The organism is Streptomyces sp. ISL-36 (assembly GCF_018614205.1).
Classification (GTDB): Bacteria; Actinomycetota; Actinomycetes; order Streptomycetales; family Streptomycetaceae; genus Streptomyces.
This window is the reverse complement of sequence record NZ_JAGGOS010000081.1, coordinates 42451-63931: the sequence shown is the minus strand read 5'-3', so window position 1 is coordinate 63931 and position 21481 is coordinate 42451. Positions and strand designations below refer to the sequence as shown.

18 protein-coding genes are annotated in these 21481 nt (G+C 71.1%); 8 read left to right on the top strand and 10 right to left on the bottom strand.

Going from position 1 to position 21481, the window contains the following annotated elements:
- Positions 1-80: 80 nt before the first annotated feature.
- Positions 81-533 (top strand): SRPBCC family protein, encoded by a 453-nt coding sequence (locus tag J7E93_RS21285; RefSeq protein ID WP_215071511.1) that lies wholly within the window; start codon positions 81-83, stop codon positions 531-533.
- 31 nt (positions 534-564) lie between these two features.
- The gene (locus J7E93_RS21280) at positions 565-2379 is read left to right on the top strand and encodes a C40 family peptidase (protein ID WP_215071510.1); all 1815 of its coding nucleotides are present in this window, start codon (positions 565-567) and stop codon (positions 2377-2379) included.
- A 277-nt stretch (positions 2380-2656) separates the two neighbouring features.
- Here the strand turns inward: J7E93_RS21280 and J7E93_RS21275 are convergent, their stop codons facing one another.
- Positions 2657-3094 (bottom strand): Lrp/AsnC family transcriptional regulator, encoded by a 438-nt coding sequence (locus tag J7E93_RS21275; RefSeq protein WP_215071537.1) that lies wholly within the window; start codon positions 3092-3094, stop codon positions 2657-2659.
- A 97-nt stretch (positions 3095-3191) separates the two neighbouring features.
- On the opposite strand from J7E93_RS21275, the gene J7E93_RS21270 reads away from it, so the two are divergent.
- Complete coding sequence (locus J7E93_RS21270) at positions 3192-4109, top strand: SMP-30/gluconolactonase/LRE family protein (protein ID WP_215071509.1); 918 nt, start codon at positions 3192-3194, stop codon at positions 4107-4109.
- A 28-nt stretch (positions 4110-4137) separates the two neighbouring features.
- On the opposite strand, the gene J7E93_RS21265 is transcribed toward J7E93_RS21270, so the two are convergent.
- Positions 4138-6630 (bottom strand): discoidin domain-containing protein, encoded by a 2493-nt coding sequence (locus tag J7E93_RS21265; protein WP_215071508.1) that lies wholly within the window; start codon positions 6628-6630, stop codon positions 4138-4140.
- A 171-nt stretch (positions 6631-6801) separates the two neighbouring features.
- Positions 6802-7833, bottom strand: a complete 1032-nt coding sequence (locus J7E93_RS21260; RefSeq protein WP_215071507.1) for a LacI family DNA-binding transcriptional regulator — start codon at positions 7831-7833, stop codon at positions 6802-6804.
- A gap of 150 nt (positions 7834-7983) precedes the next feature.
- Here J7E93_RS21260 and J7E93_RS21255 point away from each other — a divergent pair, with 150 nt between their 5' ends.
- Genes J7E93_RS21255 through J7E93_RS21235 form a run of 5 tightly spaced genes read left to right on the top strand, consistent with a single transcriptional unit; the run spans position 7984 to position 15459 of the window.
- Positions 7984-9276, top strand: a complete 1293-nt coding sequence (locus J7E93_RS21255) for an ABC transporter substrate-binding protein (protein WP_215071506.1) — start codon at positions 7984-7986, stop codon at positions 9274-9276.
- Positions 9277-9331: 55 nt separating this feature from the next.
- The gene (locus tag J7E93_RS21250) at positions 9332-10216 is read left to right on the top strand and encodes a carbohydrate ABC transporter permease (protein ID WP_251066866.1); all 885 of its coding nucleotides are present in this window, start codon (positions 9332-9334) and stop codon (positions 10214-10216) included.
- A gap of 3 nt (positions 10217-10219) precedes the next feature.
- The gene (locus tag J7E93_RS21245) at positions 10220-11065 is read left to right on the top strand and encodes a carbohydrate ABC transporter permease (protein WP_215071505.1); all 846 of its coding nucleotides are present in this window, start codon (positions 10220-10222) and stop codon (positions 11063-11065) included.
- A 26-nt stretch (positions 11066-11091) separates the two neighbouring features.
- Positions 11092-12372: a glycosyl hydrolase gene (locus J7E93_RS21240; RefSeq protein WP_215071535.1), complete on the top strand. Its 1281-nt coding sequence runs from the start codon at positions 11092-11094 to the stop codon at positions 12370-12372.
- A gap of 36 nt (positions 12373-12408) precedes the next feature.
- Complete coding sequence (locus J7E93_RS21235) at positions 12409-15459, top strand: glycoside hydrolase family 38 C-terminal domain-containing protein (RefSeq protein WP_215071504.1); 3051 nt, start codon at positions 12409-12411, stop codon at positions 15457-15459.
- Here the strand turns inward: J7E93_RS21235 and J7E93_RS21230 are convergent.
- The 7 genes from J7E93_RS21230 to J7E93_RS21200 form a co-directional block, all read right to left on the bottom strand.
- Entirely contained in the window at positions 15422-16789 is a 1368-nt protein-coding gene (locus tag J7E93_RS21230) for an MFS transporter (RefSeq protein ID WP_215071503.1), read from the bottom strand. The genes J7E93_RS21235 and J7E93_RS21230 overlap by 38 nt on opposite strands.
- Positions 16790-16890: 101 nt before the next feature.
- Positions 16891-17250, bottom strand: a complete 360-nt coding sequence (locus J7E93_RS21225) for a metalloregulator ArsR/SmtB family transcription factor (RefSeq protein ID WP_215071502.1) — start codon at positions 17248-17250, stop codon at positions 16891-16893.
- A 68-nt stretch (positions 17251-17318) separates the two neighbouring features.
- A complete protein-coding gene (locus J7E93_RS21220) occupies positions 17319-17540 on the bottom strand; it encodes a hypothetical protein (RefSeq protein WP_215071501.1) in 222 nt (73 codons plus the stop codon).
- A gap of 160 nt (positions 17541-17700) precedes the next feature.
- Positions 17701-18120 (bottom strand): four-helix bundle copper-binding protein, encoded by a 420-nt coding sequence (locus tag J7E93_RS21215; protein ID WP_215071500.1) that lies wholly within the window; start codon positions 18118-18120, stop codon positions 17701-17703.
- 33 nt (positions 18121-18153) lie between these two features.
- Positions 18154-19431 carry a sugar ABC transporter permease gene (locus J7E93_RS21210; RefSeq protein ID WP_215071499.1) on the bottom strand — a complete coding sequence of 426 codons (1278 nt, stop codon included), beginning with the start codon at positions 19429-19431 and terminating at the stop codon, positions 18154-18156.
- A complete protein-coding gene (locus J7E93_RS21205; protein WP_215071498.1) occupies positions 19428-20210 on the bottom strand; it encodes an ATP-binding cassette domain-containing protein in 783 nt (260 codons plus the stop codon). The genes J7E93_RS21210 and J7E93_RS21205 overlap by 4 nt, the downstream gene beginning before the upstream one ends.
- A 165-nt stretch (positions 20211-20375) precedes the next feature.
- Entirely contained in the window at positions 20376-21467 is a 1092-nt protein-coding gene (locus J7E93_RS21200; protein WP_215071497.1) for a sugar ABC transporter substrate-binding protein, read from the bottom strand.
- Between the last annotated feature and the right edge of the window lie 14 nt (positions 21468-21481).

Here is a 21481-nt window from a genome sequence, read left to right as displayed (position 1 = left end):
TCGCGGGGCGGCGATCCGCGTGGGATCATTTGTATGAAGCGACAACAGCCGCCACTCTGACAGCAAGCCAAGAAGGCGTCATGTCCGCCATCAAAGAAACCATCGACATTCGCCGCAGCCCCTCAGAGGTCTTCACCTACGTGACCGACCCCACGCATCTGCCCGACTGGCAGGAAAGCGCCGTCTCGGTCCGCCCGTTGAGCGCCGAGCCCATCGCCGTCGGCTCGAAGGTCTCCGTGACCCGGCGGATCGGGCGGCGGGAGTTCTCCTCGACGATGCAGGTCATCGACCTGGATCCGCCGAGGAGTTGGCACATTCACGGTATCGACGGGCCCGTACGCGGCGATGTCCAGGGCACGATCGAGCCCCTCGGCGACGGTGAGCGTTCTCGGTTGACGCTCTCCATCGACTTCGAGGGCTACGGCATCGGCAAGATGCTCGTCCCCCTCGTCGTCCGCCCGCACGTGAAGAAGGAGATACCGAGGGACGAGCAGACCCTCAAGGGAATCCTGGAGACGGGGACCGCCACCTGACCGCCCGGTGGTCGCATGGATCATGTGTGCCATGACGATCACCTCACGACGCAGCCTGCTCACCGCCCTCGCGGCGTCCGCCGCCGCCCTCCCGCTCGGCGGGCTCGCCGCCACGCCCGCCCGGGCCGCCGTCCCCGCGGCGGACGTCGTGGTGCCGCCGTTCCCACCCGCCCCGGGGACGACGGGGAGACTCTCCTCCGTGACGACGGTCCCGCTCGACGGGTCGTTCTTCAGCCGGTTGTCGCTGGGCGCACTCACCGTCGGCGTCCTGCCCGGGACCCCGGAGCGGACCGAGGTGGCCAGTGCCGGCGGCCGCGTCGCCCTGCTGACCAAGGGTGCCCGCACGGTCCTGCTGCCCGGCCCGAGCCGGACCTTCCAGGAGAACAAGCAGCCGTTCACCGACTACTTCACCCGCACCCTCCCGAACCGCGCCGAGCCCGACCCGAAGGTGTGGGAGTGGGGCTGGGGCGCGACACCCGGGGGCGGCTCGTGGAGCGAGGTCAACGGCGCCACCAGTGACTACGAGGTGACCGCGGAGGGCGGCGGCACCGGCATCATCACCCTGACGACCTCCAACGTCAGCCGTCATGTGACCGTGCGGGACGACGAGATCACCCAGGTCGACGCCCGTGCCACGGCCCGCTTCGACAAGGCGCCCGCAGGCGCCGCGTACTCCTTCGCGCTCTCCTTCGGCTACCAGGACAGCGACAACAGCTACCGGGCCAGGCTCCACTTCACCCCTCAGGGCGCCGTCGAGCTGCGTCTCGAGAAGGAGGTGAACAACGCCGTCACCGCCTTGGCCGCGTCCGTGACGCTGACCGCCGCCGCCCCGGCCGGGAGCACCTGGACGGTCCGGGTCCGGCACGAGGGCAGCCGCATACAGGCGAAGGCGTGGCGCTCGGACGCCTCGGAGCCGAACGCGTGGACGGCCGGGGCGACCGACACCACCTTCACCAAGGGCCGTGTCGGCGTCCGCGCCATCGCGTCCACCGGGACGACCAATCTGCCGGTCCGGCTGCTCGTCGACCGCTTCTCCGTGGACGCCGCCACGTGGGCCCAGCCTCCGACCGTGACCCACGGCGACTGGGTCCGGGTGCTGCCGGAACCGTTCGACGGGAGGTGGACGCCCGAGATCGAGCAGCGGATCCGGGCCTGGGCGGGCTCGACGGAGCCGGACGTCCTCGCCCACGCGGCGATGTTCCTCCCCGGCGCCCCCGACGTGCGCAGCGGGGCCGGCCCGACGGCGGGCAAGCGCGTCCTGGGCGAGGCCGGTTACGGACACCCCAACGCGCAGGGATACCTGGTGGAGGGGGCCGACTTCCACGAGTACATGGGGATCGCGTGGACCTTCCCCACCGAGACCGCCCCCGTCGTCAGCGAGCAGATCGACAACCTCGACTGCTCGGGCTACGTACGGATGGTCTACGGCTTCCACATGGGCGTGCCCATGGCCGCCGACGAGGACACCTCCGGCACCCGCCTGCCGCGCAGGTCCCGGCAGATGGTCGATCACACCCCCGGCGTCCTGATCGACCGGGCCACGCTGCCCCCGGCGACGTTCGCGCCGCCCGCCGCGCCGCTGCTCCAGCCCGGCGACCTCGTGCTCTTCAACGCCGACGCGGGCGACGACGTGCAGGACGACCCGGCGACGACGGAGACGGACGAGCGGTTCCTCGTCGTCGACCACGTCGGCATCTACCTCGGCAGGGACTCCCTCGGCAACCGCCGGTTCCTCTCCAGCCGCAAGACGGGCAACGGCCCCACGATGTCGGACCTGGCCGGCGCCTCGACGCTGGACGGCACGGGCACGTACGCGAAGAACCTCCACACCGTCCGCCGTATCTGAACCGTTCCACGGCAGCGACGAGGGCCGGGGCCAGTGCAGGGCGGCCGCCGCACCGTGATGGGGCGGCCCAGGGCCCCCAGACATGCAGTCCCCGGCTTTCCGTCTCCGTTCTCGGGGTTCTCAGCCGTCGCTGAGAGCGCGGAGTCCGGGCGGTCTGCCGGGGGCCTGGCCAGAGCCAGCGAGTGGGTCACGCGGGTCGGCGAACGTCTCCACCGACGGGTGCGGCTCGCTCTGGTTTTCTGGTGTATTAGGAATTTTCCTCCTTTTTCACCCCGGGTCAAGAGGGGGAGACCGACCTTTCGAAGAAGGTCTCCAGCACCACCGTCGCCTGTGTGCCGCTGACCCCTTCGATCGCGTACAGCCGCCGCAGCACGTCCTGGAGCTGCACCGTCGTGGCGGTGCGTACCTTCACGAGCACGGAGGCGCTGCCCGCGATGACGTGCGCCTCCACGATCTCGGAGACAGCGGCGAAGGCCTCGGCCGACTCGCCCATCCAGGCCGAGGAGTCGACCATGACGTAGGCGAGCACGCCCCGCCCGAGCGCGACCGGATCGACGTCCACGGTCGTGCGGCGGATGACGCCGCGCTCGCGCAGTTTCCTCACCCGCTCGTGGGCGGCGCCCGCCGACAGGCCGACCGCCTTGCCCAGCGCCGCGTACGCCTGGGTGGCGTCGCGCTGGAGCTCCGCGATCAGCATCCGGTCGACCTCGTCCACGATCCCCTCCACCATTCCCATGCCGGAACCATACCTCGTCCTGTCATGCTGAGATCATTACGAATGACATTCAGTCAAGCAGCGACAGGGGTGGGTCATGTCCGGCGAGATCATCGACGACCGGTACGAGGTTCTGGACGAGCGCTTCCGCACCGGCCGGTGCGCCAACGGCGACATCCGTCTGGAACGGCTCCACTCCGACTGCCGCTGGGCCGAGGGGCCGCTCTACCTCCCCGCCTGGCGGCAGCTGATCTGGAGTGACATCCCCAACGACCGCCTGCTGCGCTGGGACGAGGCGACGGGCGCGATCGGCGTCTTCCGCTCCCCCGCCGGGCACGTCAACGGCAACACGCTCGACCGCGAGGGCCGGCTGGTCAGCTGCGAGCAGGGCAACCGCCGGGTCACCCGAACCGAGCACGACGGCCGTGTCACCGTCCTGGCCGACCGCTTCGAGGGCAAGCGGCTCAACAGCCCGAACGACGCGGTCGTACGCTCCGACGGCTCCGTCTGGTTCACCGACCCCGACTTCGGCATCACCAGCGACTACGAGGGCCACCGCGCCCAGAGCGAGATCGGCCGCTGCGACGTCTACCGGATCGACCCGGTCACCGCCGAGGTCCGCCGGGTCGCCGACGGCTTCGGCGGCCCGAACGGCATCGTCTTCTCGCCCGACGAGCGGCAGTTGTACGTCGCCGACACCCGCGCCCGTCACATCCGCGTCTTCGACGTCCACGAGGACGGCACCCTGTCCGACGGCAAGGTCTTCGCCGAACGCGCCGACGGCGGCTTCGACAACATCCGCTTCGACGACGAAGGACGGCTGTGGGCGGCCGCACTCCACGACGGCGTGCACTGCTACGACCCGGACGGCACCCTGATCGGCCGGCTCCTGATCCCCGAACCCGTCTCGAACATCGCCTTCGGCGGGCCGAAGAACAACCGTCTCTTCATCACGGCGACCACCTCCCTCTACTCCCTGGTGATGAGCGTGACGGGGCTCCCCCGGGTGCGGTGACCCGGGGGAGCGCTGTCCGCGGCCGGGGTCAGGACCCCCAGGCCTCGAACTCGTAGATCCGCGCGGCCGGGTCGGTCGTCTGCGTCGGAGCGGTGATCTCCAGCCGGACATGGCGTGCGGTGGTGCTCACCGGATGCGTCGTCGTGGCCGCCGTGTTGCCCGTGACGGTCACGGCCGTGGTCCAGGGATCCGTGCCGGAGCTCCGGACCTTGACGGTGAAGTCCCGGGTGTTCCAGGACGCGCTCTCACCGCCGGCGGCCGCGTGCCGCACCGTGAAGCGGCTGAGCGCGCGGGCCGAACCGAGGTCCACTTCCAGCCACTTGGCGGAGGTCGTGGTGCACCACTTGTCGCCGTTGCCGCCGGAGACGGAGCCGTTGACGGCCTTGGCCGGGGTCTCGGTGGTGGTGCACTGGCCGGACGCGGTCGCGGGGCGGTTCAGGGCGAGGTTCGACTCGGTCGCCGTGGACCACGCGACGGTGGTGGTGGCGGCCGGTGAGCGGCCGTACTCCGAGGAGACGGCCTCGACGTCGAGCGTGGTCGAGGTCTCCGTACCGACGCGGTCGAGCTGCGGGACGAAGTAGGCGTCGTTCGGGGTGGCGCCGAGGAAGGTCCGGGTGCCGTCGGCGTTGCGCCGGTACACCTCGTAGTGGTGGACCGATCCCGAGGCGGACGCCGTCCAGGCCAGCCGCAGCGACTTGCGGCTGGGGCTCACGTCGGTGGCGCCGAGGACGGTGACACCGGTCGGCGCGGACGCCGCGTCCACCGCCCCGTCGTACACGGCGATCTGCCCCACCCTCACGTCGTAGGAGGCGACCGAGCCGGCGGCCTCCAGGCCGATCTGGGCGATGGTCCGGCCGCTGAAGGCGGACAGGTCCAGGGTCTTGCGCTCCCACCCGGTGGTGGCGGTCGCGCCGAGGTCGAGCGTGGTGAAGGAGGTCGGCGCGTCGGTGAAGGAGACGGCGGCCTTGAGGCGGGTGGGGCCGGCCGCGGGGGTCTTCACGACCACGGACAGCTTGGTGTCGGCGGCCACCGGCAGCCTGGTCTGGTACAGCCGGACGGTGTTGACGGAGTCGAGGGTGCCGGTCAGGCGCAGGGAGGAGCCTCCCTCGTAGGCATCGGTGAAGTCGATCGAGGGCGTGAGCTTCGCGCCGCTGGAGCTGACCAGCCAGCGGTAGGTGGGCGGCACGTCCTGGAGCGAGAGGTTGTTCCAGCCGGTCGAGGAGACCCGTACGCCCGCCGCGTTGTGGAAGTCGCCCTGGCCGGCCCCGAAGGAGGTGACGAAGGGCTTGGCGGTGACGGCGGAGGACTCGGCGACGTGGTGCGCGAGGCCCTTCCAGGCCGAGGTGGTCGTGGTGTTCGACGGGTCGCCGTTGGCACCGTCCCAGTAGCGCGCCTCGCGGGTGTGGAAGTCGGCCCGGTTCGCGGCGGAGGTGTAGGTCCACTCGGGCCGGTAGATGCCGAGCGAGGTGACGTGCGGCTGTCCGGCGGGGAAGACGGATCCCCAGGGGACGGAGGTGTTGTAGCCGTTCGCCTCGGTGTCGATGCCGGAGTACAGCTCGTACTCGCTGCGGCCGAGGCTCCGGGCGAGGGTGCGGGAGGAGCTCAGGCCGGAGGCGCTCCAGCCGAAGTCGAGGAACATCGAGTCGGAGGTGCGCTGGGCGCCCTCCTGGAGGAAGGCGTCGTTGGCGGAGGTGAGGGCGTCCTGCCAGCTGACCGCGCCGGACTCGGTCATCGCGTCGTACCACATGAACTCGACCGGGCCGAGGGAGCGGGCATAGCGCATCTCGTTGCGCAGTTCGGTGGCGAGGGCCGCGTCGCCGCCCGCGGTCTCCTGGTTGATGAACCAGCCGTCGAAGCCGTAGTGCCGGGCGACCTGGGCCAGCTTGTCGGCGACCGGGTAGCGGGTCCCCGACTTCTGGGCGAAGTCGCGTACCCATTGGATCTGGCCGCCGTAGGCGGTGGGCGGGAAGAAGACGGTGCCGTAGACCTTGACGCCGTTGCGGTGGGCGGCGTCGATGACGGTCGCGTTGGGGGCGAGGATCAGGCCCTCGCCGGCGGAGCCGCCCCAGAAGACCAGCTTGTCGATGTACTGCCAGTGGCCGAAGGCGTAGTAGTGCGGGTTGGTGGAGCCCTGCGAGGGGTTGTTCGAGGTGGGGCCGAAGGAGACCAGTGAGGCGATCTTCCCCTCACCGGCGCGGGCGCTGGCGTTGGCCTTGAGCGCGGGGTCGGAGACGCGCGGCCGCAGGGGGACGCGGGAGCGGTTGAACCGCGCGTCGGGATCCGTGGCCGGGTCCCAGGTCAGGAGGGTGTTCGGGTGCCAGTACGAGGCGTAGGGCTGGTCGCCCGCGGCCTGGGGACCGGCATGGGGGAGGGTTCGGGGGCCGTCATGGGGCCCGACTTGGGGGTGGCTTCGGGGGCCGTCATGGGGGCCGACTTGGCGGTGGGCGGCCTGGGCGGGGGCGATGCCGAGGAGGGCGGCGACCAGCGCCGCCATCGGCAGAAGGGCAAGGTGTCGTCTCATCCGATGCTCCGGTCCAGCAGGAAGGGTGGGGGTGCTGGGCGTACGGGAGGTGCGGCGGTACGGGAACGGCGGCGGCGCGGGAAGTGCCGGGGCGGCCGGAAGGAGCTGCGGCCGGCTCGCGGCACGGAGGAAAGGCGTGGTGCCCGTCTCGCCCCGGGAGGCTAAACGGCTTTAGTTGGCCGGGTCAAGACCGGGTGGCGCGGTGGACTCGCGGACCGTCAGGCGGGGCGTGGGGTTCTTGACGTCGCGCGCCGCCGCCGGGTCGTCGACGACCGCGAGCAGTTCCCGCCCGACCTGCTCACCGAGGGCGAAGGTGTCGCGGGAGAGCGCGGTGAGCGAGGGGTGGACGATCCGGGCGAGCGCGGAGTCGTCGAAGGAGACGATGGACAGCTCGCCGGGGACGGCCACCCCCATCTCGGTGGCCACGCCGAGACCGGCCACCGCCATCACGTCGCTGTCGTAGATGATCGCGGTCGGCCGCTGCGGCCGGGCGAGCAGCGTCCGGGTGGTGGCCGCGCCCTCGGCGTCGCTGAAGTCGGTCGGCAGCGAGACCGCCTCGGTGAGGCCGAGGCGCTTGGCGCTGTCGCGCACGGCGCGGATCCGGCGCTGGGTGTGCTGGAAGGCAGGAAGTCCGGCCAGGTGGGCGATCCGGCGGTGGCCGAGGGCCGCGAGGTAGTCGACGATCGACACCATCGCCTCCCGGTCGTCCGCCCAGACGCTGGGCAGGCCACCGTGCCGGCCGGGCCCGCCGATCACCGTCGTGGGCACGCCGAGCTCTTCGAGTACCGGGATCCGCGGGTCGCGCACCTGCAGATCGACCAGGACGAAGCCGTCGACCCGGTGCTCGGAGGTCCAGCGCCGGTAGACCTCGATCTCGGCCGCCGTGTCCTCGACGACGAGCAGGTGGAGCGCGGTGCCGCGGACGGAGAGACCGGCCTGCAGACCGCTCAGAAGCTGACTGAAGAAGGGTTCGAGGCCGATGGTCCGCGCCGGGCGGGCCAGGACGAGGCCGACCGCACCCGCCCGGGCCCCGCCGAGGGCGCGCGCGGCGCTGTGCGGGCGCCAGTTCATCTCCTCCGCGACCCGCAGGATGCGCTCGCGGGTCGCCTCGCTGACGCCGGGCCGCCCGTTGAGCGCGAAGGAGACCGCGCCCTTGGACACCCCCGCCCGTCGGGCGATGTCGGCGATCGTCGGTCTGCCCACGGAGCGCCCCTTCCGTCCTCCTGGAGTCCTTGCGCACTCCCTTGACAGCGGAGTCTAGCCGGAGCATAGTCCCCCATCGCTAGACCGGTTTAGTAGCCCTGCTCGCCTCCGTCGGACCCCTCCGTCAGAACAGACCGGGAGACCTCTCACATGCGTACAAGCCACTGGATGCGGCTGGCCGTGGCCGCGGTCGCCGCGGCGACGCTCGCCGGCTGCGGCCTCGGCGACCCGAACGGCTCCGACGGCGAGAACGCCGACAACGCTGCCGCCGCCGGCGAGGTGAAGGGCAGGGTCTCCCTGCAGACCTGGGCCCTGAAGCCGAAGTTCACCGCGTACATGGAGGGCGTGATCGACGCCTTCGAGAAGAAGCACCCCGGCGTCCAGGTGGAGTGGCTCGACCAGCCCGGCGAGGGCTACTCGGAGAAGGTGCTCAGCCAGGCGGCCGGCGGCAGCCTTCCCGATGTGGTCAACCTCCCGCCCGACTTCGCCCTCCCGCTGGTGAAGCAGGGCATGCTGCTCGATGTGGCGAAGGCGGACCCGAAGCTGGAATCCGACTACGTCGAGGGCGGCACCGCCGCCTACCGCTTCGCCGGCCAGGACGGTACGTACGGCTACCCGTGGTACCTCAACACCGATGTGAACTACTGGAACTCGACGCTTCTGACCCGGTACGGCCTGGACCCGAAGAAGCCCCCGGCCACCCTGGACGAGCTGATCTCGGCGGCCAGGACCGTCAAGGAGAAGTCCAACGGTTCCGTCTATCTGATGAGCCGCAAGCCGGGCCTCATGGACTTCGCCAACGCCGGCGTGAAGCTCATGTCCGACGACGGCACGACGTTCACCTTCAACACCCCCGAGGCCGCCGCCCTCCTCGACACCTACCGGGGCGCCTTCAAGGAGGGCCTGCTGCCCAAGGACGTGCTGACCGAGAAGTACGCCGGCAACACCCAGCTCTTCACCTCCGGTACGGCAGCCTGGACCACCGCCGGCGGCAACTACATCACCTCGCTCGCCACCGACAACCCGAGCCTGGCGCCCCAGGTGGTCGCCTCCCCCGCCATGGGCACCCCGCCGCTCTACGTCCAGGGGCTGTCCGTCTCCAAGGGGACGAAGAACCGGGCCACCGCCCTAGCGCTCGCACGGTGGGTGACCAACGCCGAGAACCAGGCCGCCTTCGCCCATCTCACCAGCATCTTCCCCTCGACCAAGGCCTCGGCCTCGGACGCCTTCTTCAGCAAGAGCGACGGCACGAACGCGGGCGACGCCAAGGTCATGGCGTTCACCTCGCTCGGCAAGGCCAAGATGCTGGAGCCGGTCCAGGCCAACGACGCGATCAAGACGGTGATCAACCAGCAGATCGCCCTCGCCCTCAACGGACAGACCGGTTCCAAGGAGGCGCTGGACACGGCGGTCGCCCGCGGCAACCAGATGCTCAAGGACTGAACGCCCGGGGCGGCGCCGCCCTCCCCGGCGCCGCTCCCCCTCCCGGAAGGCTCCCATGACATACCGGCTGACGCACCGGCGCTGGTTCACCCCGTGGCTGCTCACCGGGCCGGCCGTGGTCTGGCTCGCCGTCTTCAACCTGTGGCCCGCCGTCAACACGGTGATCCTGTCGTTCACCAACGCCAAACCCCTGGGCGGCGGACACTTCACCGGCCTCGCCAACTACGAACGGGCCCTGACCGACGAGCAGTTGATCGACGCTCTCGTCAACAGCATCGTCTATCTGCTCGTCTGTCTGCCGCTGCTCACCCTGCTGCCGCTGCTGCTCGCGCTCCTCGTGGAGAAGAAGCTGCCCGGCATCACGTTCTTCCGTACCGCGTTCTACACCCCGGTGGTCGCCTCCGCCGTCGTCGTCGCGCTGATCTGGGGCTGGGTGCTCGACGACCGCGGCCTGGTCAACGGTCTGCTCGGGCAGCTCGGTCTCGCCGAGCAGCCGGTCTCCTTCCTCACCGACCGCTGGCTGCTGCTGTTCAGCGCCATCGGACTGACGGTGTGGAAGGGCCTCGGCTACTACATGGTCATCTACCTGTCCGCGCTCGGGAACGTCGGCCGAGAGCTCCACGAGGCCGCCGCCGTCGACGGGGCCTCGGCCGCCCGCCGGTTCTGGCACGTCACCCTGCCCGGTGTCCGGACCGCGATGATGCTGATCTCCGTACTGATATCGGTCTCCGCCCTACGGGTCTTCTCGGAGCTGTACGTCCTGTCCAACGGCACCGGCGGCCCGGGCGGCCGGGACATGTCGGTGGTCATGCTCATCCAGATGTACAGCCGCGGCTTCACCGGGCACATCGGCTACGCCTCCGCCCTGAGCCTGCTCCTCTTCGTGATCACCGTCGGCCCGATGCTGCTGCTCGCCCGGCTCAACCGGAAGGCGGCCTGACCCATGCCCGCACGGGGATTCGGCACACCCACGCCCGCCGGGAAGACCGCGCGCTATCTGCTTCTGGCCCTGGTGCTGCTGCTCACGATCGGCCCGTTCCTGTGGCAGCTGTCCACCTCGCTCAAGGGCCCCGGCGAGGACGTGTACTCCCGTACACCGGACTTCCTGCCCGACGACCCGACCTTCTCCAACTACACCCAGGTCGCCGACACGATCCCGGTGTGGACCTACGCGCTCAACTCGCTCACGGTGGCGGCGATCGCCGTGGCCGGCAACGTCGTGGGCGCCACCCTCGCCGGATTCGCGCTCTCCCGGCTGCGGTTCCGCGGCGTACGGCTGGTCCTCGGCCTGTTCCTGGCCACGCTGGTGCTGCCCGGCGAGGTCACGATCGTCTCGCAGTACGTGACGGTCCGCAGCCTGGGACTGACGGACACCCTCCTCGGGGTGGCCCTGCCCGGGGCGATCGCCATGCTGAACGTGCTGCTGATGTACACGGCCTTCCAGGCCGTGCCGCCCGAGCTCGACGCGGCCGCGCTCGTCGACGGCGCCAACGTCTGGCAGCGCCTGGTGCATGTCGGCCTGCCGAACGTACGGGGCATGCTGAGCGTGGTCGTGATCTTCACCTTCATCGGCGCCTGGGACGACTTCCTGTGGCCGCTGATCGTCCTCAACGACCCCGGGCAGTACACCCTGACCGTCGGGCTCCAGTACCTGAACGGCACCTTCACCGCCAACCCGCGGCTGATCGCCGCGGGCACGATGATCGCCTTCCTGCCGATCGTCGCCGTCTTCGCCGCCCTTCAGCGGTTCTTCTTCAGGGGCGTCGAGGAAGGCGCCATCAAGGGATGACTGACGCAAAGGACTCGATGCCGCGCATGACCCCTTCCCAGGCCTCCCCCACCGAGCCCGGCCGCGCCCCTCGCTTCGGCGTCAACTACACACCCACCCGGGGCTGGTTCCACCACTGGCTCGACTTCGATCTCGACGCCGTCCGCGCCGATCTCGACTCGGTCGCCGCGCTGGGGCTCGACCACGTCCGGGTGTTCCCGCTGTGGCCCGTCTTCCAGCCGAACCGCACCCTGATCCGGCCACGCGCCGTCGAGCAGCTGGTCCAGCTCGTCGACGCCGCGGCCGAACGCGGTCTGGATGTCGCCGTCGACGGACTGCAGGGCCATCTGTCCAGCTTCGACTTCCGGCCGTCCTGGACGCTCACCTGGCACCGGCGCAACATGTTCACCGACCCGGAGGTGGTCGAGGGCCAGGCCGCCTATCTGCGCACCCTCGCCGCCGCCCTCGCGGACCGGCCGGGCTTCCTGGGCATGACGCTCGGCAACGAGATCAACCAGTTCTCCGGTGATCCGCACCCCGACCCGGACCGGATCACCCCCGGCCAGGCCGAGGCGTGGCTCCGCCGCATGCTGGACGCCTGCGAGCGGGGCGCGCCCGGGAGGCTGCACCTGCACGCGGAGTACGACGCCGCCTGGTACCTGGACGACCACCCGTTCACTCCCGCCCACGCGGCCCGGCTCGGCGCGGCGACGGCCGTGCACTCCTGGGTCTTCAACGGCACCGCGCAGCGGTACGGCGCCCAGGCGCCGGCGACCGGTCAGCACGCGGCGTACATGATCGAGCTGTCGAAGGCCTGGGCCGAGGATCCGGGGCGGCCGGTGTGGCTGCAGGAGGTCGGGGCGCCCGCCCCGCACATCGCCGCCGAGCGGGCCGCGGAGTTCACCCGTACGACGGTCGCCGCCGCGCTCGACTGCCCGGATCTGTGGGGTATCACCTGGTGGTGTTCCCACGACGTCGACCGCTCGCTCGCGGACTTCCCGGAGCTGGAGTACAGCCTGGGCCTGCTGACCAACGACCGGGAGGTGAAGCCGGCCGGGCGGGCGCTCGCGCGGATCGTGGCGGGGGCCCGCGACCGCGGCCACCGGGCGCGGCCGCGGACCACCGCCCTGGTCCTGGACCTGCCGGACGACGCGCCGAAGCGGTCGGCCTGCGCCCCCGGCGGGGCGTTCTTCGAGGCGTTCATGCGCCTGGCCGCGGACGGCGCCAGGCCCACGACCGTGCTGGCCGGGCGGGTCTCGGACCAGCAGCATCTCGCCGCGCGCGGGATCACCGAGACCGTCACCGTCGACGACGTCGGCCGGGCCTGACCCACCCAAGTCCCTTCACGCGATGGAGCGAGTGCCATGCATGACGACCGCAAGCTGATCGAGTCCCGCCTCAAGCGCGTCCTCGACGAACGGATCCGGCCGGCGATCCATCCGGAGTCGGTGCCCCTGGAGGTCGGGATCTGGACGGCGCCCGACGAACCGGTGCCGGTGGCCGAGGGCCTGGCCGCCCCGCGTACCCCGATCGCCGTCGGCGACGCCTGGGGAGCGCCGTGGGGTACGAGCTGGCTCACCGTCTCCGGAACGGTGCCGGCGGCCTGGGCGGGCCGGACGGTCGAGGCGCTGATCGACCTCGGCTTCGACGCGAACATGCCGGGGTTCCAGTGCGAGGGCCTGGTGTACCGGCCCGACGGTTCGCCGGTGAAGGGGCTCAATCCGCGCAACCAGTGGGTGCGGATCGCCTCCCCGGCGGTCGGCGGGGAGGAGGTGCTGCTCCATGTGGAGGCCGCCTCCAACCCGGTGATCCTGGACTACCACCCCTTCCTGCCGACCGATCTGGGCGAGAAGGAGACCGCGGGCGACACGCCGCAGTACCGGCTGGAGCGGATGGAGCTGGCCGTCTTCGACGAGACGGTGTGGCAGCTCGTGATCGACCTGGAGGTCCTCGGCGAGCTGATGGCGGAGCTTCCCGTCGAGGGCGCCCGCCGCTGGGACATCCTGCGGGCGGTCGAGCGGGCGCTGGACGCGGTCGACCTGCAGGACGTGAACGGAACGGCCGCCGCCGCGCGCGAGCGGCTGGCCGGGGTCCTCGCCTCGCCCGCCGAGCCGTCGGCGCACCGGATCAGCGCGGTCGGTCACGCCCACATCGACTCGGCGTGGCTGTGGCCGCTGCGCGAGACGGTCCGCAAGGTGGCGCGGACCACCGCGAACATGACCGCGCTCCTGGAGGACGAGCCGGACTTCGTCTACACGATGTCGCAGGCTCAGCAGTACGCGTGGATCAAAGAGCACCGTCCGGAGGTGTACGCGCGGGTCAAGAAGGCGGTCGCGGAGGGCCGGTTCGTCCCGGCGGGCGGCATGTGGGTGGAGTCGGACACGAACATGCCGGGCTCGGAGGCGATGGCCCGGCAGTTCGTGCACGGCAAGCGGTTCTTCCTGGAGGAGTTCGGCGTCGAGAACGAGGAGGCGTGGCTGCCGGACACCTTCGGCTTCGCGGGCGGGCTGCCGCAGATCATCAAGGCGGCCGGCTCCAAGTGGCTGCTGACGCAGAAGATCTCGTGGAGTCAGGTCAACTCGTTCCCGCACCACACGTTCCGGTGGGAGGGCATCGACGGGACCCGGATCTTCACGCACTTCCCGCCGGTCGACACGTACAACTGCTCGATGCAGGGCAAGGAGATCGCGCACGCGGTCCGCAACTTCAAGGACAAGGGGCGGGCGAGCCACTCGATCGCGCCGACCGGCTGGGGAGACGGGGGCGGCGGCACCACGCGCGAGATGATCGCGAAGGCGGCCCGGCTGCGGGATCTGGAGGGGTCGGCCCGGGTGCGCTGGGAGCGGCCCGCCGAGTTCTTCGCCAAGGCGGAGGCGGAGTATCCCGATCCGCCGGTCTGGGTGGGCGAGTTGTATCTGGAGCTGCACCGGGCGACGCTGACCAGCCAGGCGAGGACCAAGCAGGGCAACCGGACGAGCGAGAACCTGCTGCGCGAGGCCGAGCTGTGGGCCGCGACGGCGGCGGTCCGGGCCGGACTCCCCTATCCGTACGAGGAGTTGGACCGGATCTGGAAGACGGTGCTGCTGCACCAGTTCCACGACATCCTGCCGGGCTCCTCGATCGCGTGGGTGCACCGGGAGGCGGAGCGGACGTACGCACAGGTCGCCGAGGAGCTGAACGGCATCGTCGACCGTGCCCAGCGGGCGCTCGCCGGGGACGCGTCGGCGGGCGGAGAGGTGGTCTTCAACGCGGCCCCGCACGAGCGGGCGGGCGTTGCGGCGGGCGGAGCCCGCGCTGTCGCCGCCTCGCCCGGCGGCTGCGCCGTGGAGCCGCGGGCGGGCGGCGGGTTCGTGCTCTCCAACGGGCTGCTGCGGGTGACCGTGGACGAGCGCGGTCTGGTGGTGTCGGTGGTCGACCTCGCGGCGGGGCGGGAGACGGTGGCGCCGGGCGCGGTCGCCAATCTGCTGCAGATCCACCCCGACTTCCCGAACATGTGGGACGCCTGGGACGTCGACCAGTTCTACCGCAACACGGTCACCGACCTGACGGAGGCGGACGAGGTGGTCCTCGTGTCCGACTCCCCGCAGGCGGTGTCCGTACGCGTGGCCCGATCCTTCGGCGCGTCCCGGGCGGTCCAGACGCTCACCCTCACCGCCGGGTCGGCCCGTCTGGACCTGGACACCGAGGTCGACTGGCACGAGACGGAGAAGTTCCTCAAGGCGGCCTTCCCCCTCGACATCCACACCGACCGCTACGCCGCCGAGACCCAGTTCGGTCATCTGCACCGCCCCACCCACACCAACACCAGCTGGGAGGCGGCCAAGTTCGAGGCGTGCAACCACCGTTTCGTCCACCTGGAGGAGCCCGGCTGGGGCGTCGCCCTCGTCACGGCCTCCACCTACGGGCACGACGTCACCCGCACCGTGCGGCCCGACGGCGGTACGACCACGACCGTACGGGTGTCACTGCTGCGTGCCCCGCGCTTCCCCGATCCGCACACCGACCAGGGTGTGCACCGCTTCCGCCACGCCCTGGTGCCGGGGGCCGCGGTGGGGGACGCGGTCCGTGAGGGGTACCACCTCAACCTGCCGGAGCGCCGGGTTCCCGGGGACGCCGACGTCGCCCCGCTGGTCGTGCTGGACGACGACGCCGTCGTCGTCAGCGCGGTGAAGCTCGCCGACGACCGCAGCGGTGACGTCGTCGTCCGCCTCTACGAGTCCCGGGGCGGCCGCGGCCGCGCCCGGCTGACCGCCGCACTGGACCATGCGGGGGTTCAGGTCTGCGACCTTCTGGAGCGCCCGCTCGCCGACGCCCCGGCCGGGACCGTGCGGGAGACGGAGGGCGCGGTGGAGCTGCGGCTGCGTCCCTTCCAGCTCGTCACGCTGCGTTTCGCCCGCTTCGGGGGCGCGCGGTGAGGTCGGGGCCGGGCCACCGGGGGTGGAGGGAGTCGATCCGGAAGTCGTGAGCGTGGCGCCGGTCCGCGCCGTGCAGGTGCGGATGGTCCGGTGCCAGCTCGGGATGGACGTGTTCCAGCTCGTCGGGGTCGGTGCGCGGCCAGAGCCGGACGGCGGCGACGGCCGCGAGGAGGGCGACGCCGCTCAGCGCGCCGGCCGAGGCCGTGAGGCCGGCGCGCGCCGCCGTCCAGCCGGCCAGGGGGTAGGTGTGCAGCCAGCAGGCGTGGGCGAGGGAGAAGCGGGCCGCGAAGGCGGCCGGCAGGTCGGCGCTCGCCGCCGAGCGCCGCAGGAGACGCCCGCCGGGCGTCAGGACGGCCGCGGACGCGGCGCCGGCGGCGCACCAGGCGGCGAGCAGGGCGGGCCAGGACCACGGGCCCGGTCCGGCCTCCAGACCGACGAGGAGGAGGGCGAGGACGCCGGTCGCCAGGAACGCGGCGGGGAGCATCGACGCGCGGTCGCCGGCCCGGTCGAGGATCCGCGGGAGTGAGAGCGCCACGGCCATCGAGCCGGCGCCGTACGCGCCGAAGGCGAGCGGGACGTCGCCCGCCGGGCGGCCGAGAACGTCCCGTACCAGGACGACGGTGTTGACCAGCACCATGGCGCCGGCGGCCGCGACGACGAGTTCGAGCGCGAGGAGGGCGCGCAGGCGCGGGGTGGCGAGGAAGAGCCGGGTGCCGAAGGAGGCCTTGGTGAGGAGGCCGCCGGTCCGCGCGGCCGGCGCGGGGCTGGGGAGCAGGACGGAGGCGACCAGGGCCGCGGAGGCGAGGAAGCCGGCGGCGGTGCCGGCGAAGAGCGAGCCGGCCGGGACGAAGGCCAGCAGGGCGGCCGCCAGGGCCGGGCTGAGGAGGTTCTCCAGGTCGTGGGCGAGCCGGGAGAGCGAGAGGGCCCGGGTGTAGTCCCGCTCGTCGGGCAGGACGTCGGGGATGGTGGCCTGGAAGGTCGGTGTGAAGGCGGCCGAGGCGGTCTGGAGCAGCAGGATCAGGACGTAGATCTGCCACACCTCGCCGACGAACGGCAGTGCGAGGGCGGCCGTCGCGCGGAGCAGGTCGGCGGAGACGAGGAGCGCGCGCCGGGGCAGGCGGTCGGCGAGGGCCCCGATCAGGGGGGCGACGGCCACGTACGCGATCATCTTGATCGCGAGGGCGGTCCCGAGGACGGCGGAGGCGTCGGCCGCCGCGAGGTCGTAGGCGAGGAGGCTCAGCGCGACCGTCGCGAGCCCGGTGCCTGCCAGGGCGAGGATCTGGGCCGTGAAGAGACGGCGATAGGTGCGGTGGCGCAGCACGGACAGCATGAGGTCCGCCCTCGTTCGGCTACGGGGACCTCACCACCGTAACCGACGCGTGCATGATTGCGCACATGTTGAATTCTCGTCGGCGTCCGCGGCCGGGCTCGTCAGTCGTGCCAGGGCTCGCCGGTCACCTGGTGGTCCGCGTGGCTGATCGCCTCGACGACAAGACGCCGCATATGCCCGTCCGGCAGCGTGTACACCACCCGGCGCCCGTCCTTGCGGTGCTGCACGAGACCGCCGAGCCGCAGCTTGGCCAGATGCTGACTGACGGCGGGCCTGGCGGCCCCGCACGCCTCGGCGAGGGCGGTGACATCCGCCTCCCCTCGCGTCAGGAGCCATACGAGATGCAGCCGGGTCGGGTCCGCGAGCAGCGCGAAGACCCCCGCCGCGGCGGTGAGCTCCCGGGCACCGGGGGTGCGCTGATGCGCATCGCTCGCCGTTGAGGTTCCCTCGCGTTCGGACATGGGGCCATCGTAGGCGCGGGAACGAGGACCGCCCCGGCGCGTGGACCGGGGCGGATCAGAGAGTGACGTCAGAGCTTGTGCAGGCCCTTGTAGGGGCTCAGGACGCGGATCTGGCTGGCTCCGAAGTCGACGAGCAGCGCACCCGTCGGCTCCGTGCCAATGATCTTCCCGAGGCCGTGACGGTCGTGGGAGACGCGGTCACCGACGGCGAACTCCTTGATCACGGGATCGACGGGAGCCGCGAAGGGGCTGGTGGACAGGTGGCGCCGGGGCGCGGATCGGTTCGTCATCGTGTAGCCAGTATGCCCCGCGGGACAGCCTCAGCACAGACTCGAACGCGCGCCCGATGTCCGACCCGGCGATCCGGATCGGGCACCCCTCCGCCCCCTTCTGCCCAAGTGAGCGGATTTTCCCGGGAATTAGGGAGCGCCGGGGGCCGTAGGCCGCGCCCTACCGGCCGCCGAGGCTCCCGAGCAGTTCGTCGCAGGCCTGCGCGCAGGAGCGGCAGGCTTCGGCGCAGATACGGCAGTGGTCGTGCATGTCGGCATGGGACGCGCACTCGTCCGCGCACGCCTTGCACACCGTGGCGCAGGCGGTGAGGATCGCGGCCGTGATGCCGGCGTCGTAGCCGGTGTGCCGCGAGAGCACGGCCCCGGTGGCGGTGCAGATGTCGGCGCAGTCCATGTCGGTACGGATGCACTTGGTCAGATCGCCGACCATGCCCTCGGACAGACAGGCGTCCGCGCAGGCGGTACACGCCTGGGCGCACGCGACGCATTCCTCGATGCAGCGGGTCAGCTTGCCGGGATCGATCCCGCCGAGGTCGGCGGGGTAGGTGGCGAGCATGTCCCTCACAGTGGTACCGGACATCGTCGGTGACCTCCTCGTACGGACGACGCGATATCAGGCGCGCCCCGCGGCCTTCTGACTCCTGCGGGACAGCGAGTCGACGACCACCGCGGCGAGCAGGACCGATCCGGTGATCATGAACTGGACGGCGTTGCTGACACCCATGATGTTCATCCCCGACTGGATGGACCCGATCACCAGGGCGCCGAGCAGCGCGGACCACACGCTGCCGCGGCCGCCGAACAGGCTCGTACCGCCGATGACGGCCGCGGCGATGACGTTCATCAGCAGGTTGCCGCCACCGGAGGTCTGGCTCGCGGACTGGATCTGACCGGCCAGGAAGATGCCGCCGATGGCGGCCATCGTGCCCGCGATCGAGAAGACCGTCATCCGGACGAACGGCACGCTGATACCGGCCCGGCGCGCGCCCTCGATGTTGCCGCCGACGGCGAAGATCCGGCGCCCGTAGGTGGTGCGGCGCAGCACGAAGTCCAGCACCACCAGCAGGATCAGGAAGATCAGGAGGGCCAGCGGAAGGCCCTGGTACCGGTTGAGGATGACCGCGGCGGCGAAGGCGATCGCGGCGATGACGACCGTACGCAGCACGATTTCGGCCACCGGGCGGAACGGCACCCTGGCCTTCTGCCGGCGTCTGGCGTCCAGGAGTGAGGCCGCCAGGAAGAGGCCGACCCCCACGGCCGCCGTCACATAGGCGGCGGCAGGGCTGTGGAAGATCGTCGAGTAGAGCTTGGCGACGATGGTCTCGCTCGGGATGTTGACCGTGCCGCTGGTGCCGAGCACCTGCAGCATCAGACCGTTCCAGGCGAGGTTGCCGGCCAGTGTGACGACGAACGCGGGCACGCCGACCTTGGCGAAGAAGAAGCCGTGGATGAGCCCGACGGCCGCACCGCCCGCCACGGCGACCAGGAGCGCCAGCCACTCGTTCATGCCGTTGAGGACGTTGAGCACGGCGAAGAGGGCGGCGCAGAGCCCGCTGACGGAGCCGACGGAGAGGTCGATCTCGCCGAGCAGCAGCACGAAGACGATCCCGACGGCGATCATGCCGGTGCCGACGATCTGCTGGCTGAGGTCGGAGAGGTTCTGGGCCGAGAGGAACGCGCTGTTCAGGCTGCCGAACACCGTCCAGATGATGATCACGGCGACGACGACCGGCAGGGAGCCCAGCTCCCCGCTGCGCAGCTTGCGCCGGAACTCGCCGAGGTATCCCCGGATGCCCTCCTCACGGACGAGCAGACGGGTGTCGACGGCGGGCATGGCGTCGCGTGCCGGTTCCTGGGTGGAGGCGTCGTCGGGGCCCCTGTCGCGGCTCATCGCTCTCCCTCCTCCCGTTTGCGGGCCTGGCGGCGGGTGACGGCGCTGTCGGTGGCCCCGGTGATGGCGGAGATGATCTCCTCGGTGGTGGTGGAGCGCTTGTCGAAGAAGCCGTTGTTCCGGCCGAGGCGCATGACCGCGATCCGGTCGGCGACCGCCATCACGTCCACCATGTTGTGGCTGATGAGGATGGTGCCGAGGCCGCGGTCGCGGAGCCGTTCGACCAGGTCGAGGACTTCGGCGGTCTGCTCCACGCCGAGGGCGGCGGTCGGCTCGTCCAGGATGACGACCCTCGGTTCGCCGATGAGCGAGCGGGCGATCGCCACCGTCTGGCGCTGGCCGCCGGAGAGGGAGGCGACGGGGATGCGGACGCTGGGGATGCGGATGGACAGGGTGTCGAGCAGCTCGCGGGAGCGCTGGTCCATGCGGACCTCGTCGAGGACGCCGAAACGGCGCAGTTCGCGGCCGAGGAAGAGGTTGCCGACGACGTCGAGGTTGTCGCACAGCGCCAAGTCCTGGTAGACGGTGGCGATGCCGAGGTTCTGGGCGTCGTGCGGCCGGTTGATGGTGACCCGGCGGCCCTCCCACTCGATGACGCCCTCGTCCGGAGGGTTCACCCCGGCGATCGCCTTGACGGCGGTGGACTTGCCGGCGCCGTTGTCGCCGACGAGCGCGACGACCTCGCCGGCGTGGACCTCCAGGTCGAAGCCCGACAGGGCCTGGACCGCGCCGAACCGCTTGGAGATCCCCCGCAGTGTGAGCACAGGTGCTTCCGGCAACGGAACCGCCTCCTCCGCTCGCCCGCTCGTCCGGGCGTCTTGCCTGGCGTCCCGGTATCTCGTCCGCTCGTCCGGGCATCTCGTCCGGACGTCCCGGATCTCAACCGCTCGTCCGGGCGCCTCGCCCGGCGGCGTCGCCTCACCGCCGGGCCGCCCGGAGCGCGGCTACCGCAGACCGGCCTCCTCGCAGGCCCGGGCGTAGGTCGGGGTGCAGATCTCCTTGACGGTGTAGAGACCGTCCTTGACGACCGTGTCCTTGATGTTGTCCTTGGTGACCACGACCGGTGTCAGCAGCGTGGCGGGGACCTTCTGGCCGCTGCCGCTGGTGACGGTGGTGGGCGTCAGGGATTCGGGCAGTTGCTTGCCCTCCGCCAGATCGACCGCCATCGTCGCGGCGGCTTCGGCCTCCGGCTTGTAGGGCTTCTCGACCGTGATCGTCTGGGTACCGAGGAGGATCCGCTGGATCGCGTCGAGCTGGGCGTCCTGGCCGGTCAGCGGCACGTTGATGCCGGCCGCCTTGAGGGCGGTGGCGATGCCGGCGGCCAGCCCGTCGTTGGCCGAGTAGACACCGACGATGTTCTCCTTGCCGAGCGCGCTGATGGCGCCGGACATCTGCTGGTTGGCGTTGTTCGGGTCCCAGTTCGGGGTGTCGTACTCCTTGCCGATCTTCACCTTGCCGTCGAGGACGGAGTGGGCGCCGGCCTTGAACTCGGCGGCGTTCGGGTCGGTCGGCGAACCGTTGTGCATCACGATCTGGCCGCTCTTGGCCTTGTCACCGAGCGCGTCGAGCAGCGCCTTGCCCTGCAACTCGCCGACCTTGCGGTTGTCGTACGAGACGTAGGCGTCGACGGGGCCCTGGGCGAGCCGGTCGTACGCGACGACCTTCACGCCCGCGTCATGGGCCTTCTGCACGGAGGACTGGATCGACTTGGCGTCGACGGCGTCCAGGATGAGCACCTTGTCGCCCTTGGTGAGAGCGGTGTTCACCTGCTGTTGCTGGGTGGTCGCGCTCTCGGCGGCGTTGTAGTAGTCGATCTGCGCCCCGGGCGCCAGTTGCTTGATCTTGGCCTCGATGTAGGGCCGGTCGAACTTCTCGTACCGCGTGGTCTTGCTCTCCGGCAGCAGCAGACCGATCTTCACCTCGCCCTGTGCCGCGCTGTCCGCGCCCGGGTCCGCAGCGCCGCTGGTCGCCACCGCTCCCAGGGAGAGGGCTACGGCTCCGGCGAGGGCGATCGCGCCCCGCAATGTACGGGTCATCGGAGGCTCCTTCC